Annotated in this window: 13 protein-coding genes; 9 read left to right on the top strand and 4 right to left on the bottom strand. The window is 63.8% G+C overall.

Annotation, left to right across the window (positions count from 1 at the left end):
- Positions 1-108 precede the first annotated feature (108 nt).
- The 7 genes from NKI59_RS05330 to amaB all read left to right on the top strand — a co-directional run bounded on the left by NKI59_RS05330 (position 109) and on the right by amaB (position 11,458).
- The gene (locus NKI59_RS05330; RefSeq protein WP_352702803.1) at positions 109-3,480 is read left to right on the top strand and encodes a transglutaminase family protein; all 3,372 of its coding nucleotides are present in this window, start codon (positions 109-111) and stop codon (positions 3,478-3,480) included.
- A gap of 6 nt (positions 3,481-3,486) precedes the next feature.
- A complete protein-coding gene (locus tag NKI59_RS05325) occupies positions 3,487-5,898 on the top strand; it encodes a circularly permuted type 2 ATP-grasp protein (RefSeq protein WP_352448167.1) in 2,412 nt (803 codons plus the stop codon).
- Between the two features lie 7 nt (positions 5,899-5,905).
- Positions 5,906-6,790 (top strand): transglutaminase family protein, encoded by an 885-nt coding sequence (locus tag NKI59_RS05320; protein WP_352448166.1) that lies wholly within the window; start codon positions 5,906-5,908, stop codon positions 6,788-6,790.
- Positions 6,791-6,908: 118 nt separating this feature from the next.
- Entirely contained in the window at positions 6,909-8,024 is a 1,116-nt protein-coding gene (locus tag NKI59_RS05315) for a DNA topoisomerase IB (protein WP_352702800.1), read from the top strand.
- Positions 8,025-8,111: 87 nt separating this feature from the next.
- Complete coding sequence (locus NKI59_RS05310) at positions 8,112-8,486, top strand: YciI family protein (RefSeq protein ID WP_292663532.1); 375 nt, start codon at positions 8,112-8,114, stop codon at positions 8,484-8,486.
- Positions 8,483-9,757, top strand: coding sequence for an RNA polymerase sigma factor (locus NKI59_RS05305; RefSeq protein WP_352448164.1), 1,275 nt, complete (start codon positions 8,483-8,485; stop codon positions 9,755-9,757). The genes NKI59_RS05310 and NKI59_RS05305 overlap by 4 nt, the downstream gene beginning before the upstream one ends.
- Before the next feature lie 186 nt (positions 9,758-9,943).
- A complete protein-coding gene (gene amaB / locus NKI59_RS05300) occupies positions 9,944-11,458 on the top strand; it encodes an L-piperidine-6-carboxylate dehydrogenase (RefSeq protein ID WP_352702798.1) in 1,515 nt (504 codons plus the stop codon).
- 59 nt (positions 11,459-11,517) lie between these two features.
- Here amaB and NKI59_RS05295 read toward each other — a convergent pair whose 3' ends face one another.
- Positions 11,518-12,381, bottom strand: a complete 864-nt coding sequence (locus tag NKI59_RS05295) for a hypothetical protein (RefSeq protein ID WP_352702795.1) — start codon at positions 12,379-12,381, stop codon at positions 11,518-11,520.
- 708 nt (positions 12,382-13,089) lie between these two features.
- Here NKI59_RS05295 and NKI59_RS05290 point away from each other — a divergent pair.
- Both NKI59_RS05290 and NKI59_RS05285 read left to right on the top strand, forming a co-directional pair.
- The gene (locus NKI59_RS05290) at positions 13,090-13,902 is read left to right on the top strand and encodes a nucleotidyltransferase family protein (RefSeq protein WP_352448162.1); all 813 of its coding nucleotides are present in this window, start codon (positions 13,090-13,092) and stop codon (positions 13,900-13,902) included.
- Positions 13,895-14,647, top strand: a complete 753-nt coding sequence (locus NKI59_RS05285) for a metallophosphoesterase family protein (RefSeq protein WP_352448161.1) — start codon at positions 13,895-13,897, stop codon at positions 14,645-14,647. The genes NKI59_RS05290 and NKI59_RS05285 overlap by 8 nt, the downstream gene beginning before the upstream one ends.
- Positions 14,648-14,651: 4 nt before the next feature.
- Here the strand turns inward: NKI59_RS05285 and NKI59_RS05280 are convergent, their stop codons facing one another.
- From NKI59_RS05280 to NKI59_RS05270, 3 genes are read right to left on the bottom strand one after another with little or no spacing between them, the layout of a single operon-like run.
- A complete protein-coding gene (locus tag NKI59_RS05280; RefSeq protein ID WP_352448160.1) occupies positions 14,652-14,819 on the bottom strand; it encodes a hypothetical protein in 168 nt (55 codons plus the stop codon).
- Positions 14,820-14,879: 60 nt separating this feature from the next.
- Entirely contained in the window at positions 14,880-16,493 is a 1,614-nt protein-coding gene (locus NKI59_RS05275; protein WP_352448159.1) for a DHA2 family efflux MFS transporter permease subunit, read from the bottom strand.
- Positions 16,490-17,458, bottom strand: coding sequence for an HlyD family secretion protein (locus tag NKI59_RS05270; protein WP_352702792.1), 969 nt, complete (start codon positions 17,456-17,458; stop codon positions 16,490-16,492). Before NKI59_RS05270 ends, NKI59_RS05275 begins: the two co-directional genes overlap by 4 nt.
- Positions 17,459-17,706: the final 248 nt, after the last annotated feature.

Below are 17,706 nucleotides of genomic sequence, written 5' to 3'. Positions count from 1 at the left end.
TGCAAGCTGCTTGATTTAGGTGCAGCGCAACATCTCTGCTTGGAGAATGGTCAGCATTCGTGTCAGGGTTCAGCGAACTCCTTTTGAAACGCCGACTTCAGGGGCACCATGGCAATTCTGGCAGCCGTCTATCACCTGACCCATTACAAATACGACCGGCCGGTCGTATTAGGCCCGCAAGTCATAAGGTTGCAGCCTGCGCCGCATTCCCGCACCAAGGTGCTCAGCCATTCGCTGAAGGTCGGGCCGGCAAATCACTTCGTCAATCTGCAGCAGGACCCCTACGGCAATTTCCTGGCCCGCTTCGTCTTTCCCGAGCCGGTGACGGAACTGAAGATCGAGGTCGATCTCGTTGCCGACATGACGGTCTACAATCCGTTCGATTTCTTCGTCGAACCGTCGGCCGAGACGTTTCCATTCGAATACCCCGAAGAGATCCGGGACGATCTGACCATCTACCGAACGCCGGAACCGGCGGGGCCGCTGTTGGAGGCATTCCTGAAAACCATCGCGCGCCACCCGACCAACACCGTCAATTTTGTCGTCGACCTCAATGCGCGGCTGCAGCGCGAGATCGCGTATATCGTGCGCATGGAAACCGGCGTCTTCTCGCCCGAGGAAACGCTGGCCGCCGGCAAGGGGTCGTGCCGGGATTCGAGCTGGCTCCTGGTGCAGATACTGAGGAACCTCGGCATCGCTGCGCGCTTCGTCTCCGGCTATCTGATCCAGCTGAAGCCCGACCTCGTCGCTCTTGACGGGCCGCCCGGCACGGCGACCGATTTCACTGACCTCCATGCCTGGTGCGAGGTGTATCTGCCGGGCGCCGGCTGGATCGGCTTCGACCCGACCTCCGGCCTGCTCACCGGCGAAAGCCATGTGCCGCTCGCGGCAACGCCGCATTTCCGCAATGCCGCGCCGATTTCCGGCATGGCGAGCTTCGCCAATGTCGAGTTCGGTTTCGACATGCGGGTCGACCGCATCGCCGAGCATCCGCGCATTACCAAGCCGTTCTCCGACGAGAGCTGGCAGGCGCTGGACGCGCTGGGGGTCCAGGTCGACGCCGCGCTCCAGGCCGGCGATGTGCGGCTGACCATGGGCGGCGAGCCGACCTTCGTCTCGATCGACGATTTCGAGGCTGCAGAGTGGAACACCGCCGCCGTCGGGCCGACCAAGCGGGAAAAGGCCGATGCCCTGATCCGCCGGCTGCGCGAACGCTTCGCGCCGGGCGGCTTCCTGCATTACGGGCAAGGCAAGTGGTACCCCGGCGAAAGCCTGCCGCGCTGGACCTTCTCGCTCTACTGGCGCACCGACGGCGAGCCGGTGTGGAGCGACCCGTCGCTGATCGCGCATGAAAAGAGCGAGGCGGATGTCGGACCGAAGCAGGCCGAAGGCCTGCTGACGGCGATCGCCGACGAACTCGGCATCGACAAGACGATGGTCAGCGAAGCCTATGAGGATCCGGCCGAATGGCTGCTCAAGGAAGGCAAGCTGCCTGACAACGTCGATCCTTCCAATTCGAAGCTGGAGGACCCTGAGGAGCGCAGCCGCATGGCGCGGGTGTTCGAACGCGGGCTGACCAAGCCGTCCGGCTATGTGCTGCCTGTCCAGCGCTGGAACAGCCAGGCGTCAGGACCGCGCTGGCGCTCGGAGAAGTGGAAGACGCGGCGCGGCAGGCTGTTCCTGGTGCCCGGCGATTCGCCGGTCGGCTACCGCCTGCCGCTCGGCACGCTGCCCTATGTGCCGCCGGCGCAGTTCCCCTACATAGTCCCGGTCGATCCATCGCTGCCGCGCGGACCATTGCCGGCGCGCGAGGCGATCTTGCCCGGTTCTGCTTCGTCGCCGGCTGCGGCCGAACTGGAAGGCGCCGACGAAATGGCGCGACGCCAGCAGGCGGTCTCCTTCACGGCCGTTACCGGCCAGCAAGACCGCGTCGAACAGGAGATCACCGAGATCGGCGGCGCTGTGCGCACAGCGCTTTCGGTCGAGCCGCGCGACGGACGGCTTTGTGTGTTCATGCCGCCGGTCGAGGCGCTGGAGGACTATCTCGAACTGGTGGCGGCGGCGGAGAACGCGGCAAAGGCGATCGGCCTGCCTGTGCATATCGAGGGCTACGGCCCGCCGCACGATCCGCGCCTCAATGTCATCCGTGTCGCACCCGATCCCGGCGTCATCGAGGTCAATATCCACCCCGCCGCGAATTGGCAGGATTGCGTGGCGACGACCACGGCGATCTACGAAGAGGCGCGGCAGACGCGGCTTGGCGCCGACAAGTTCATGATCGACGGCCGCCACACCGGCACCGGCGGCGGCAACCACGTCGTCGTCGGCGGCGCAACGCCCAATGACAGTCCGTTCCTGCGCCGCCCCGACCTGTTGAAGAGCCTGGTGCTGCAATGGCAGCGGCATCCGTCGCTGTCCTACCTTTTCTCCGGCCTGTTCATCGGCCCGACCAGCCAGGCGCCGCGCTTCGACGAGGCGCGCCACGATTCGCTTTACGAACTCGAAATCGCGATGGCGCAGGTGCCGCATCCGGACAAGGGCGCGGCACCCCTGCCGTGGCTGGTCGACCGGCTGTTCCGCAATCTTCTGACCGACGTGACCGGCAATACCCATCGCTCGGAAATTTGCATCGACAAATTGTTTTCGCCGGACGGGCCGACCGGCCGGCTCGGGCTGGTCGAATTCCGCGGCTTCGAGATGCCGCCCAACGCGCGCATGAGCCTGGCGCAGCAATTGCTGGTGCGCGCCATCATCGCCCGGGCCTGGAAGAACCCGCTCGACGGCCGCTTCGTGCGCTGGGGCACTTCGCTGCACGACCGTTTCATGCTGCCGCATTATGTCTGGGCTGACTTTCTCGATGTGCTGGACGACCTCAAGCTGAACGGCTTTGCGTTCCGTCCGGAATGGTTCGACGCCCAGCTCGAATTCCGCTTCCCGTTCTGCGGCGAGGTCCAGCATGCCGGCGTCAAGCTGGAGCTCAGGCAGGCGCTCGAGCCGTGGCACGTGATGGGCGAGCAAGGCGCGATCGGCGGCACCGTACGCTTTGTCGATTCCTCCGTCGAAAGGCTGCAGGTGAAGACCGAGGGGCTCAACCCGGAGCGTCACGCCGTCGTCTGCAACAGCCGCGTCGTGCCGATGAAGGTGACCGACAACCGCGAGATCGCGGTGGCCGGCGTGCGCTTCAAGGCCTGGCAGCCGGCGTCGGGCCTGCATCCGGCGCTGCCGGTCAACACCCCGCTGGTCTTCGACATCTATGACCGCTGGTCGGGCCGCGCAGTCGGCGGCTGCGTCTACCATGTGGCACATCCCGGCGGGCGCAGCTATGATACCTTCCCGGTCAATGGCAACGAAGCGGAGGCGCGGCGGCTCGCCCGCTTCGAGCCGCGTGGCCATACGCCGTCCAGCTATGTGCTGCGCAACGAAGAAGCCTCTGAAGATTTCCCGATGACCCTTGACCTTCGGCGGCCGCAAAGACTCTGATCAGCCATGGCGAAGGGGAATCACAAAAGGCTGCGCAGCAAGCCGCAGACTCACAGTCTGCTGGAGCACTATCAGCCGATCGACGGCGTCGTCGACGAGATGGTCGATGCGTCGGGCAATCCGCGGCCGGCCTGGCGGCACTTCATCGAGGCGCTGGAGGACCTGGGGCCGGAAAAGCTTGCCCAGCGCTTCGCCCGCGCCGACCAATACCTGCGCGACGCCGGCGTCTACTACCGCGTCTATGACAAGGCCGGCGCCAACGAGCGGGAATGGCCGCTGGCGCATGTGCCGCTGCTGATCGAGGAGCAGGAATGGGCTGACATCAGCGCCGGCCTGGTCCAGCGCGCCGATCTGTTCGAGGAGACCATCGCCGACATTTACGGGCCGAACCGGCTGGTCGAGAAAGGCATTCTGCCGGCCGGATTGATCGCGGCCAGCCCGGAATATTTGCGGCCGGTCGTCGGCACCAGGCCGGCCAGCGGCCATTTCCTGCATTTCTGCGCCTTCGAGCTCGGTCGTGGCCCGGACGGCCGCTGGTGGGTGCTTGGCGACCGCACACAGGCGCCGTCGGGCGCCGGCTTTGCGCTGGAAAACCGCGTCGCCACCACGAGGGCGCTGTCCGACATCTACGGCGAGATGCATGTGCACCGCCTGGCCGGCTTCTTCCGTCGCTTCCGCGACGCGCTGATCGGCATGGCCAGGCAAGCCGGCGGCCGTGTCGCCATCCTGACGCCGGGACCGCTGAACGAAACCTATTACGAACATGCCTATATCGCCCGCTATCTCGGCATCATGCTGCTCGAGGGCGAGGACCTGACCGTCTCCGGCGGCAGGCTGATGGTGCGCACGGTTTCGGGGCTGATGCCGGTGAGCGTCTTGTGGCGGCGGCTCGACGCCGCCTTCGCCGATCCGCTTGAATTGCGGCCGGACTCGCAGATCGGCACGCCGGGGCTGGTCGAGGCGGTTCGGCAAGGGGCGATTTCGGCCGTCAATGCACTGGGCTCCGGCCTGATGGAGACGCGCGCGCTGCTCGCCTTCCTGCCCAAGATTTCGCGCGCCCTGCGCAACGAGGAACTGCTGCTGCCGACGGTCGCGACATGGTGGTGCGGGCAGGAGACGGAGCGTGAACATGTGCTCGCCAACATCGATAGCATGGTGATCGGCCCGGCGCTGTCGACGCGGCTTGCCTTCGAGGACGACGGCTCGACCAAGCTCGGGTCAGCGCTGTCGGTCGAGGAACGGGCCGAGCTCGTCGCCAGGATCGAACGGGACGGCGGCGACTTCGTCGGCCAGGAAGCGGTGACGCTGTCGACCACGCCTGTCTATGTCGGCGGCTGGCTGAAGCCGCGGCCGGCAAGCCTGCGCGTCTATCTGGCGCGGACGCCGGAAGGCTGGACGGTGATGCCGGGCGGCTTTGCCCGTGTCGGCTTTTCGCTCGACCCGACGGCCATCGCCATGCAGCGCGGCGGCCAGGCGGCGGATGTCTGGGTGGTCAGCGACAGGCCGGTCGAGCGCGAGACGCTGCTGCCGCAGGAGCACGACAGCTTTACCCGAACCTTGCCCGGCAGCCTGCCCAGCCGCGCGGCTGAGAACCTGACATGGCTCGGCCGCTATATCGAGCGGTCGGAAGACACGGTGCGCATCCTGCGCGCCTACCATGTGCGGCTGGCCGAGACATCCGATCCCGAGATGCCGCTGCTCGCGGATATCAGCGACTATCTCGCGCCGTTCGGCATCGACGTCGAGACGGCAATTCCACTGGGGCTCATCGGCACGCTGGACAGCGCCGTTTACAGCGCCGGGCAGATCCGCGACCGCTTCTCGCCCGATGGCTGGCTGGCATTGAAGGATCTGTCGAAGACCATCCATCAATTTGCCGCGACAGTGGCGCCGGGCGACGACGCGACAAGGGCAATGACGGTCATCCTGCGCAAGCTGGCCGGGTTTTCCGGCCTGCTGCACGAGAACATGTACCGCTTTGCCGGCTGGCGTTTCCTGGAAATCGGCCGCAGGCTCGAACGCGGCATCCAGATAGCCCGCACGCTCGCCCGGCTGACCAGAGCCCAGGCGCCGGAAGGTGCGCTCGACATGATGCTGGAGATCGGCGACAGCGTCATGACCCACCGTCGGCAATATCCGGTGCAGGCGGGACGGCGCACGGTGGTCGACCTTCTGGCGCTCGATCCGCTCAACCCGCGCTCAATCCTTTTCCAGCTCGAACGGCTGAAGGCCGAAATCGCGCTGCTGCCCGCTGTCGGCGCTGAAGGCCATATGTCGCCGGCGGCCAAGGAAATCCTGCAGCTCAACACGTCGATCGCCATCAAGGAGCCCTCGGACATGACGGCCAACGCCCTCGGCGATCTCGCCAATGAAATCGGCGGGCTCTACAACAGCCTCGCCAAAGCCTATTTCGGATAGAGACCGCATGCTCTACGACATCAGGCTTCACCTGCGTTACGACTATGATGCGGCGGCCGGCGGTGGCCGCCATCAGGTGCGCGTGCTGCCGCCGACCATCCCTGGCGTGCAGCGCGTCATCGCCGCTTCACTGTCTTTTGTGCCGGCGCCCAGCGAACGTTCCGACTTTTCCGACTTTTTCGGCAACAGTGTCACCTCGATCGCCTTTCGTGACGCGCATGATGCGCTCGACATCAGGATGAGCGCGCGTGTGTCGGTATCGCGGCCGGAGCCCGGGCTCGACGTATCGCCGGACATACGCCGGCTGAGGGAAGAACTCGGCGCCGTGCACTCGCTGGCGCCGGCTTCGCCGCATCACTTTCTGGCCGCTAGCGATCATGCCGGCATCGACGCGGCAATCACTGCCTATGCGAAAGGCAGTGCCGGCAGTTCGACAGTCGGCACGGCCATGGCTCTGTGCAACCGCATTCACCGCGATTTCACCTATGACGGCGAGGCGACCACCGTGCAGACGCGGGCCAGCGACGCCTTCGGCCTGAAGCGCGGCGTCTGCCAGGATTTTTCCCACATCATGATCGCCGGCCTGCGCGGCCTCGGTATTCCCGCGGGCTATGTCAGCGGGTTCCTGCGCACCATCCCGCCGCGCGGGAAGCCGCGGCTCGAAGGCGCCGACGCCATGCACGCCTGGGTCAAGGTGTGGTGCGGGCGCGATGCCGGCTGGCAGGAATTCGATCCGACCAATGGCATGCGGGCAAGCAACGACCATATCACGGTCGGCTATGGCCGCGACTACTCCGACGTGGCGCCGATCGTCGGCGTGCTGAAAACCACGGGCGGGCAGGTCGGCGAGCAGGCGGTCGACGTCATTCCGGTCGTGCTCGAAAAGGCGTGACGACTCACGTCTTCGTTGCACGGCGACGTCGATAGGCTGTTCTGAAACCAAGAGATCAAGAGGCGTTGGAACCCGCAGCCGGCAAGCGGCTTATCTACGGAAATTCCGTGGAGAGGACATGCTGGACAAATCCGGGTCGTCTGGCCGATCGGCTGTAAGGAAAGCTGCACCAAAAAACGCGGTGCCGCAGAACGGGGCACTGGAGAACGGCGCGCAAGCCTCGGCCGTTCGGGCCTCGCTCAACTATGTCACCGACACTGAACCCGGTATTCGCCGGCTGCGTTCGGGCAAGGGGTTCTCGTACAAAGGACCCGACGGGCGGATTGTCGACGGGGAGGCGCTGGTACGCATCAAGGCGCTCGCCATTCCACCGGCCTGGACGGATGTGTGGATCTCGCCGGATGCCGACGGTCACATCCAGGCGACCGGTCGGGACCAGCGCGGACGCAAACAATACCGCTATCACCCGTACTGGGCGGAGGAGCGTGACGGCGTCAAATATTCGAGCCTGGTCGCCTTCGCCGAAAGCCTGCCCGAACTGCGGCGGCAGATCGACGTCGATTTGCGCCGTCACGGCCTACCGCTGGAACGCGTCGTTGCGGCTATCGTCTGGCTGCTCGACAACACGATGATCCGTGTCGGCAATGCCGCCTATGCCCGCGACAACAAGAGTTTTGGGCTGACCACGCTGCGTGACCGTCATGTCGACATCAAGGGCTCGAGCCTGCGCTTTGCCTTCATCGGCAAATCCGGCAAGGAATGGAGATTGAAGCTTGTCGATCGCCGGATTGCCAAGGTCGTGCGTGGAGCGCAGGACCTGCCGGGCCAAAAACTGTTCCAGTATCTCGACGAGGACGGAAACAGGCATCCGGTGCGCTCAGACGACGTCAACCGCTATATCAGGGAAAATGCCGGAGCGGAGTTCAGCTCCAAGCACTTCAGAACCTGGGGTGGCACCATCCATGCAGCGTCGCTGTTTGCGCAAACCGAACGTCCGGAAAGCCAGGCGCAGCAAAAGAGGGTGATGAACAGTGTCATCGACAAGGTTGCCGATCGGCTTGGCAACACACGCGCGGTTTGTCGCCAATGCTACATCCATCCGGAAGTGTTTCGCGCCTGGTCCGAAGGACGGCTGCTGGACGAAATGGCGGATGCCAACAAAGGCAAGCGCTCGATCACCGGGCTCGACGACGAGGAGGCCTTGGTCTTGAGATGGCTGAAGGCGAGGGAATGACGCCAGACCGGGGGCGTATTTTTTTTGTCGACGCCATGTCGGCATCGGTCCTAGTGTTTCGTCCTTTGACAGAGAAAAGGACGACCCATGCTCTACGCGATCCTCTGCTATGCCTCTGAAGACGTCGTCTGCTCCTGGAGCAAGGAGCAGGACGACGCAGTCATGGAAAAGCTTATCGGTGTGCAGGAAAAATATGCCCAGGCGGGCCGGCTTGGTCCGGTGGCGCGGCTCTTGCCGACGACCGCGGCGACGACGCTGAGGAAGGTCAAGGGCGAATCGATCGTCATCGACGGCCCGTTTGCCGAAACCAAGGAACAGTTCCTCGGCTTCTACACGCTCGAATGCGCCGATCTCGATGAGGCCGTCGACTTCGCGCGCGAGCTTTCCGAGGTCAATCCGAGCGGCGGCTCCTATGAAATCCGGCCGGTCTCGCTCTTCAATCCCGCCAAGGTTTCCGCATGACCGAACTCGCCTGGATCAGCACGGCAATCAGCACCGCTCGCCCGCAGGCGATGGGGGCATTGCTGCGCTACTTCCGCGACCTCGACGCGGCGGAGGAAGCATTCCAGGACGCCTGCCTGAGGGCACTGAACAACTGGCCGAAAAACGGTCCTCCGCGCGATCCGGCAGCCTGGCTGATTTTCGTCGGCCGCAACAGCGGCATCGATGCGGTGCGCAAGCGCGCCAAGCAGGCGCCGCTGCCGGAGGAGGACCAGATCTCCGATCTGGAGGATGCCGAGAGCGACGTCGCCGAGCGGCTGGACGGCGCGCATTACCGCGACGATATTTTGCGGCTGCTGTTTATCTGCTGCCATCCCGACCTGCCGGCCACACAGCAGATCGCGGTGGCGTTACGCATCGTCTCCGGCCTGACGGTCAAGCAGATCGCCCGCGCCTTCCTCGTCGGTGAAAGCGCCATGGAGCAGCGTATCACGCGCGCCAAGGCGCGTATCGCCGACGCCGGGGTGCCGTTCGAGACGCCGGGAGCGGTCGAGCGCTCCGAACGGCTCGCCGCCGTCGCCGCCATGGTCTACTTGATCTTCAACGAAGGCTATTCCAGCAACAGCGGCGAGGCTTCGGCGCGAGCGCCGCTTTGCGAAGAGGCGATCCGGCTGGCCCGGCTGCTGCTCAGGCTGTTCCAGACCGAGCCGGAGATCATGGGGCTGACGGCGCTGTTGCTGCTGCAGCATGCACGCTCGCCGGCTCGCTTCGACGAGAACGGCGAGATCGTGCTGCTCGAAGACCAGGACCGCAGTCTGTGGAGCCGCAAGATGATCGATGAAGGCCTGGCGCTGGTCGATAAGGCGTTGCGCCATCGCAAGCCCGGTCCCTACCAGGTGCAAGCGGCGATCGCCGCACTGCATGCGCGGGCGGAAAAACCCGAGGATACGGACTGGAACGAGATCGACCTGCTCTACGGGCTGCTCGAGCAGATGCAGCCGTCGCCGGTGGTGACGCTCAACCGCGCCGTCGCGGTCTCCAAGGTGCGTGGACCGGAAGCCGCACTCGCCATGATCGAGCCGCTGGAGGGAAGGCTTTCCGGCTATTTCCATTTCTTCGGCCTCAAGGGCGGACTGCTGATGCAGCTTGGCCGCGGCGAGGAGGCGCGTGTCGCTTTCGACCGCGCCATCGCGCTCGCCAATACGGCCGCCGAGGCAGCGCATATCCGCATGCATATCGACCGGCTGATGAAAGAAAGCGCCGTGCGGGAAACCGCCAAGACGGCACACTGATTCGCTCTATCTGGCTGGTTCAACAGTCGGACGCCGGCTTGGACCATGCCGGGGTGGCGATTTCTCCCTGAAACGCGTAATGCCACGCCATGACAGCGCCTGGTATGCCGACCGGCAGGGAACCGGTATGGCGAAAAGCTTGGACCGACGCCATATGAGCGACGGGATCTGAAAGGGACGAACGAAATGACGATTGCGAAGGAAACGGCCGGGCTTCTGGCGAAACTGGGCGTTGCCGAGGGCGCGCTTACGGGCGGCGACCTCATCGTGCGCAGCCCGGTAACCGGCGAGCAGATCGCCGCGCTGAAGACCATCTCGCCGGCCGATGCGGCAACGACCATCGACAATGCCCACAAAGCTTTCCTGGCGTGGCGGCAGGTGCCAGCTCCCAAGCGTGGCGAACTGGTGCGGCTGCTCGGCGAGGAATTGCGCACACACAAGGCCGAGCTTGGCCGGTTGGTATCGATCGAAGTCGGCAAGATCCCATCCGAAGGTCTTGGCGAAGTGCAGGAGATGATCGACATCTGCGATTTCGCCGTCGGTCTTTCCCGGCAATTGTACGGCCTGACCATCGCCACCGAGCGTCCCGGCCATCGCATGATGGAGACCTGGCATCCGCTGGGCGTCGTCGGCGTCATCTCGGCCTTCAACTTTCCGGTGGCGGTATGGTCGTGGAACGCGGCACTTGCGCTGGTCTGCGGCGACGCGGTGGTGTGGAAACCGTCCGAGAAGACCCCGCTGACGGCGCTCGCCTGCGAAGCGATTTTTGCACGCGCGGTAAAGCGTTTTGGCACGGACGCGCCGCAGGGCCTGGCGCCGGTGCTGATCGGCGACCGTGCCGTCGGCGAGATCCTGGTTGACCATCCGAAGGTGCCGCTGGTCTCGGCCACCGGCTCGACGCGCATGGGCAGGGATGTCGGCCCACGGCTGGCGAAGCGCTTTGCCCGTGCGGTGCTGGAGCTCGGCGGCAACAATGCCGGCATCGTCTGCCCGACGGCCGATCTGGACATGGCGCTCCGCGCTATCGCCTTCGGCGCCATGGGCACGGCCGGCCAGCGCTGCACGACGCTCAGGCGCCTGTTCGTGCATGAGAGCGTCTATGACCAGCTCGTTCCGCGCCTGAAGAAGGCTTATGAGAGCGTCTCGGTCGGTAATCCGCTGGAGACAAGCGCTCTGGTTGGCCCGCTGATCGACAAGGCTGCCTACGAGAATATGCAGAAGGCGCTGGAGGAGGCGGCTTCGCATGGCGGTAAGATAACCGGCGGAATGCGGGTCGAGAACGGTCACCCCGAGGCCCACTATGTGCGTCCGGCGCTGGTCGAAATGCCGCGGCAGGTTTCGCCGGTGACGGAGGAAACCTTCGCGCCCATCCTCTATGTGATGAAATATTCGGACTTCGACATCGTGCTAGAAGAACACAATGCGGTGGGAGCGGGGCTGTCATCCTCGATCTTTACCCGCGACCTGCAGGAATCCGAGCGCTTTCTTAGCGTCGACGGATCGGACTGCGGCATCGCCAACGTCAATATAGGCACGTCAGGGGCCGAGATCGGCGGTGCCTTCGGTGGCGAGAAGGAGACCGGCGGCGGCCGCGAGTCGGGGTCCGATGCCTGGAAGGCCTATATGCGGCGCGCCACCAATACGGTGAATTATTCCAAGGCGCTGCCGCTTGCGCAGGGCGTGTCGTTCGACATCGATTGAAAAGCCAGACCTCCGTCGCGGCGGCGCGAAAGCCGCCACGACGGCGGTCGGCTCGCGGTTCAGCTGGCTTCGGAAGTTACAACACAATTGTCGAAGGCTGCATCGATGATGGCGAGCTTGACCGCCTGGGCGGTCATGTATTCCTGATAGAACTCGCTCGACACCCACATGACCGAGTGACCGCGCTGGCCCAGCCAGCCGATGCTGCCGAGTTCCTCGGCATCGCGCAATTTGCGTGACAGGTGAGTGCGGGAAAGCTTGAGCCAGTTCGCGAAATCCCCGATTGAGACGACACCGGTCGGGATTCGGTCCAGGTCGGCATGATCGGGGTCGACGCCGGACATCAGCCAATCCATGACGATGCCGCCATTGTCGAGCCAGGTGAACAAGGAAAAAGTCTGTCTTGGCTCGCGCACGGCATGCGACGAAAGCAGTCCGTCGGCCACCAGTGGCTGCAGTTTGGCGAGCACATCCGGTTGTGCGACGAATGCAGGCAGTCGAAATCCACCGTCCAGGCTGTCCAGCGTTTTCAGATGAGCCATGACCCAGCCGGCAACCGTCTCCAGAGTGCCCGCGGCCGGCTCAAACGGGCGGACGCGCCCATATTTAATCGGCAGATGCCGGATGAAACCGTAATGCAGCATCTCCTTCAGGAAGGCGTCGGCGGTGTTGCGGCTGGCCACCGAATGCCGGCAGATGTCGTCCATGAACCGTGCGGACGTAAGGCCCTTGCGATGATCGTCCGGCTCTGGATTGAAATACAAGCCAAGGCCGATATGGGCCATCAGCCAACGCTGTTGCGTGGCGAATACGGAAGCCAGCCGCGGGTTCGCTTCATAGGTCTGGAGAAGCGTCCGCGACTGAGCCTGGACATGGCGACGCAGTGCCGGATGGCTGGCAATGTCTTCAGAAACCAGCGCCATCCCCGCCGAGCCCAACCAAATTTGCAACTGGAAAATGCCGATCACAATTTCAGCCTTCGCGGGTCGTGTCCAGAGCCGGCGCATTACGATACGAGCTGAATCCCGCCGGCTAGTGGGCTGAATTCCGCGACTTGATCGCCGAGGCCACTGATTTCGCTGCAGAGGGCTAGTCCGCTCGAACCCACCAACGATGACTTCGCCTGTCCAGCCCGTGCTCCCGCCGATGGCGACGCGGAACCAACACAAGCTTTGCTCGTTGAAGAACGCTGATTGGACTGAGACAGTGAGGGACTACAAAATGGAGAATGGCCTTTTCGCCACGCCGCCTGCAGCTTTCCGGCAAACAGAGTCGGTCTGGCCACGGGCGCTCAAGTGGCTGTTGCGCCGAGTGCGCAGCGCCTCCGACAGTTCGGGAACCATGTTGAAGCCAATCCTCTCCGGACCCGAGGATGATAGCGGGCCCACTCCGCCTCGACGTGCTTGAGGCTGACCGCGCTGCGATCTTGACGTCAAAAATGACCGCTCACATATCATTTTAGGGCCGCGCCGCAGCCGACAACCATGACCGCTTCGAAGGCCTCCCACGGCGGCGTGTCCGCCTGATGCAGCAGGCGAGAGCGGCAGTGCCGCGTAACGGCGGGAACCATCGGGCATGCTTGGCTATTAGATACAGGCGGCTGCTGGTCTGCCGGGCCAGGAGCCATTGCTATGATCATTAATCCCCCACCGGAAAGCGCGATCCCGGCATCCGTTCCGTCGGTCGATCCAAAAGCCGCCCCGACGCTTCGCAATGCCGAAGCGGAGGTCTTTTATATCGAAGCGATCCGCGAACTTGTCGCGACCGGCATCCCCTTTCTCGTCGCCGGCACCTATGCCGTAAGCGCCTATACCGGGATCATCCGCCAGACCAAGGATCTCGACATTTTCTGCAAGGCCGGCGACTGCCCGCGCATCCTCGCCCATTTCAAGCAGATCGGCTACGCCGTCGTGGTCGAGGACGACCGGTGGCTCGGTAAAGTGTTCAAGGGCACCCATTTTTTCGACGTCATTTTCGCCTCGATGAACGGCACCATGCCTGTCGACGACCAGTGGCTGGAGCACGCCCGTCAGGGCGAATTGCTGGGCAGCCAGGTGCGGATCATCGGGCCCACCGAGCTTATCTGGTCCAAAAGTTTCATCCAGGACCGCGGTCGCCACGATGGTGCCGACATCTCGCACACCATCCTCAAGGCCCACGACCAGATCGACTGGCAAAGGCTGCTTTCCTACATGGAAGTTCATTGGGAAGTTCTGCTGATGCATCTCTTGAACTTCCGATGGATCTATCCGACGGAGCGGGGCCGCGTGCCCGCCTGGCTGCTCGACGAGCTGCTTGACCGGCTGGCCAAGCAGCGCGAATTGCCACCTTCCCGGATGAAAATCTGCCGTGGGCGCATGCTTTCACGAACTGACTATGAGATCGACGTCAACGACTGGGGTTTTGCCGACGTCGGCGGTGAAGGAGAACATAGCAATGGCTGACGAGCTCGAAACTGCTTCGCCGAAGGCGGAAAACGGCAGCGCACTCAAAGTCGCCGCCATTGGCGATCTGCATGTCGGCAAGGAGGACCAGGCCTCGTACCGCGATCTTTTCGGCGAGATGTCGCGTGCAGCCCAGGTTCTCGTGCTGACGGGCGACCTTACCAATCTCGGCAAGCCTCGGGAGGCCGAAATCCTTGCCGAGGAACTGCGTGCCTGCACGATCCCGGTCGTCGCCGTACTTGGCAATCACGACTATGAGTCAGGCGCCGTCGAGCAGGTCACCGACATTCTGCGTCAGGCGGGCGTTCACCTGCTCGACGGCGAGGCGACGGAGATTCACGAGGTCGGGTTCGTTGGGGTCAAGGGTTTCGTTGGCGGTTTTGGATCGCGCATGCTCGGCTCCTTCGGCGAACCGGCGATCAAGTCAATGGTGGCGGAAAGCGTGAACGAAGCGATGCGGCTTGAAAACGCAATGCGGCAGGTCCGCGCCAAACGCACGCTTGTCGTTCTGCACTACGCGCCTGTCGTCGAGACGGTCGAAGGCGAGCCGCTGGAGATCTTCCCGTTTCTCGGTTCGTCACGCCTGGCCGAGACAATAGACCGGTTCCAGGTCAGCGCGGTGGTGCATGGCCATGCGCATCGCGGCGCCTACGAGGGCCGCACACCGGGCGGGGCGACGGTCTATAACGTTGCCATGCATGTCGCCAAGCCGACCGGCCGCCCCTACGCTGTGCTCGAAATCTAATAGGCTAGATGTTGAACGCCCGCTTCGGCGGAATATCGTTTTCATCCGGATTGGGAATGGGGTCCTCGTCGGGGAGCCTGTCGGGGTCCGGCTCACGCACGGGCTTGGGATCGGGGATGGGAGGCGGCGGCACCGGGGTCGGCATTGGCTCGGGTGTGGGAATAGTGGCCATCGTGATCATCTCCTCTTGGCGCAGAACAACGCAATGGGTCAGCTGGTTCCCGCCTTCTGGTCAGCCCATCTCCGGATTCGCCTGTCTGCTGCCCGACTTGCTTGATCGCAGCAGCAGAGCAAGCGGAACGAGCAGGGCGGTTGCCACCGCGCAGTAGCGGAAGACATCGACATAGGCGAGCAGCGTGGCCTGGCGGGCGATCAACTGGCCAAGCCAGCCGATCGCCTGCTGCTTCGCCTCGACCATCGGCGAACCCTGGGCGACGAAATGCTCGGTCGCCTGCCGAAGCGCCTGCTGATAGGCGGGCGACGACTGCACGGTGTGGCCGACCAGATACGATTGATGGATCTGGGAGCTTTGCGCAATGACGGTGTTGGACAGCGAGACGCCGATGCTGCCGCCGATATTGCGTGCAACGTTGATCAGCGCCGATGCCTGGTTGGTCTTCTGCGGGGGCAGGCCGACATAGGCCGCGGTCGAGATGGGAATGAACAGGAACGGCAGCCCGACCATCAGGAAAACACGGGCAAAGGCAAAGAAGCGGAAGCTGGCGTCCGGAGTAAGCGAGGTCATATGCCAGAGGGCCACTGCGACCACCGACATGCCCATCATGATCAGGTATTTGGGCTGCACGATGCTGCCTACAAATCCGGACACCGGCATCAAGATCAGCATGGCGATGCCGCCCGGCATCATCGAAAGGCCCGAGAGCGTCGCGGTGTAGGCAAATGTCGTCTGCTGCAGCTGCGGCACGATCTGGGTGGTGCTGAACAGGATAGCACCGACCGCCATCATGACCAGGAAGGCCGTGCCGAACTGGCGCGTGAACAACAGACGCATGTCGACGACCGGATCGCTGCGACTGAGCTCCCATGGGATAAGCAGCAGGAACGCGATCGCGGAAATCACTGCGAAAGTGGTGATGAAATCCGAGGCGAACCAATCGTAGCGCTGGCCCCGGTCGAGAAAAATCTCCAGGCACCCCAAGGCCGTCGCCACCAGGACGAACCCGATCCCGTCGATCTTCAGGCCGCCCTTCAGCCGTTCCTTGCGTTCGCGTTCGAGTACGTCCGGTTCGACCAACAGCCATTGCACCAGGGCCAGCGACAGGATGCCGAACGGCACGTTGATGAAGAAGATCCAGTGCCAGGAGAAATGGTCGGTCAGCCAGCCGCCGATCGTCGGCCCGACCGTCGGTGCGACGATGACGGCAATGCCGTAAAGCGCGAAGGCCTGCGAGCGCTTTTCAGGCGGAAAGGTGTCGGCAAGGATCGATTGCTCGCTTGGCGCCATGCCGCCGCCGCCGAGGCCCTGAAGGACCCTGAACAGGATGAGCAGTTCCAGGTTGGGTGCCAGTCCGCACAGCAGCGACGCGACGGTGAAGGTCGCAACGCAGAGCATGTAGTAGCGCTTGCGGCCGATGACGCTTGCCAGCCAGCCGCTGACCGGAATGATCACCGAGTTGGCAACGAGATAGGTGGTAATCACCCAGGTGCTTTCGTCCATTCCGGCCGCCAGGCTGCCAGCGATGTTGCGCAGGGCGACATTGGCGATCGAGGTGTCCAGCACCAGCATGAAAGTGGCGATGGAGACGACGACGGCGATGAGCCACGGATTGTGTGTCCCGGCGGCGGATCGGCTTTCGCCCTGATTTCTGGCGGTTTCGCCGTTCATCGCACCTTGACCGTCGGCACCACCGACAGGCCTGGCCCGAGAAGCACATCCGGCGGCTTGTCGAAGACGATCTTGACCGGCACGCGCTGCACCACCTTGACATAATTGCCGGTGGCATTTTCGGCCGGCAGGAGGCTGAAGGCGGTGCCGCTGCCGGCCTGAATACTGTCGACGCGGCCGTGAAAGGACTTGTCCGGGTAGGCGTCGATGTCGATGTCGACCGGCTGTCCCTGCCGCATCAGATCGAGCTGCGTCTCCTTGAAATTGGCCTTCACCCAGACCTCGTCGGGAACGAACATCATCAATACCTGGCCGGGTTGGGCGTAGGTGCCGTTCGCGGCGGAAATGCTCGTTGCCCGCCCGGCTGCGGGTGCTGTGATAGTCGTGCGCGACAGCGTCGTGCGGGCTTGCTCCTGGCTGGCCTTTGCCTGCTCGAGCTGCGCCTCGACGCTCCTGGCCTGTGCCTGCAAGACCGAAACCTGGCTTTTTGCGGAGGCTACATTGGCCTCGGCGCTGTCCAGCGCGGCCTGATCCTGACGCAACGTCGATGCCGCCTGCTGCGCCTGCTGCTGCGTTGCTGTGCCCCTGGCCAGGAGTTCGCGATTGCGTTGATCCTCGGCCTTGGCGAAGTCCAGCGCTGCCTTGGCCTGTGCAACCTGCCTCTGGGCAGCGTTTACCTTTGCGTTTTGAGCCTCGATCTGGGCGGCGACATTGACGATTTCGGCCTCGGCCGCGGCGACGCCGGCGTCGCCCTGCTTCAGGTTTGCCTGATAGTCGCTGTCGTCGATACGCAGGAGGACATCGCCCGCCTGTACATGCTGATTGTCGGTAACCGCCAGCTCGGTAATGCGGCCGGCTATTTGCGCACCGATCGTCACTGTGCGCGCATCTATGAAGGCGTCGTCGGTCGATTCGTACTGGCGAGCGTTCAGCCACCAGATCGCGATGCCTGCCGCGACGAGCAACAGCGCAAGCGCGATGGCTGCGGCCGCATAGGGATGGCGCCTGGGAAAGCCGAGCAGACCGGCCTTTCGTTGCGAGGGATTCCCGTCGGGTTTTTCCTGCCGGGGCTCTGCCGATCGCTCATGAGATTCTCGAACCGGGGCCGGTTGCTCCCGGGTTTCATTTACAGGCTCGACGTCTTGCTCGACGCGTTGAGGCTTCGTGTCCAACGGAATTGCTTTCAAGATTGATATTGCAGCCGCCGAAGCGG

Source organism: Mesorhizobium sp. M0598 (assembly GCF_040320865.1).
GTDB lineage: Bacteria > Pseudomonadota > Alphaproteobacteria > Rhizobiales > Rhizobiaceae > Mesorhizobium.
Note: the sequence above shows the minus strand (reverse complement) of the source record. Positions and strands in the feature narration are given on the sequence as shown.

Coding starts and splice junctions, on each gene's coding strand:
- NKI59_RS05330 (WP_352702803.1), top strand. CDS start 109: ATGGCAATTCTGGCAGCCGTCTATCACCTGACCCATTACAAATACGAC.
- NKI59_RS05325 (WP_352448167.1), top strand. CDS start 3,487: ATGGCGAAGGGGAATCACAAAAGGCTGCGCAGCAAGCCGCAGACTCAC.
- NKI59_RS05320 (WP_352448166.1), top strand. CDS start 5,906: ATGCTCTACGACATCAGGCTTCACCTGCGTTACGACTATGATGCGGCG.
- NKI59_RS05315 (WP_352702800.1), top strand. CDS start 6,909: ATGCTGGACAAATCCGGGTCGTCTGGCCGATCGGCTGTAAGGAAAGCT.
- NKI59_RS05310 (WP_292663532.1), top strand. CDS start 8,112: ATGCTCTACGCGATCCTCTGCTATGCCTCTGAAGACGTCGTCTGCTCC.
- NKI59_RS05305 (WP_352448164.1), top strand. CDS start 8,483: ATGACCGAACTCGCCTGGATCAGCACGGCAATCAGCACCGCTCGCCCG.
- amaB (WP_352702798.1), top strand. CDS start 9,944: ATGACGATTGCGAAGGAAACGGCCGGGCTTCTGGCGAAACTGGGCGTT.
- NKI59_RS05295 (WP_352702795.1), bottom strand. CDS start 12,381: ATGGCGCTGGTTTCTGAAGACATTGCCAGCCATCCGGCACTGCGTCGC.
- NKI59_RS05290 (WP_352448162.1), top strand. CDS start 13,090: ATGATCATTAATCCCCCACCGGAAAGCGCGATCCCGGCATCCGTTCCG.
- NKI59_RS05285 (WP_352448161.1), top strand. CDS start 13,895: ATGGCTGACGAGCTCGAAACTGCTTCGCCGAAGGCGGAAAACGGCAGC.
- NKI59_RS05280 (WP_352448160.1), bottom strand. CDS start 14,819: ATGGCCACTATTCCCACACCCGAGCCAATGCCGACCCCGGTGCCGCCG.
- NKI59_RS05275 (WP_352448159.1), bottom strand. CDS start 16,493: ATGAACGGCGAAACCGCCAGAAATCAGGGCGAAAGCCGATCCGCCGCC.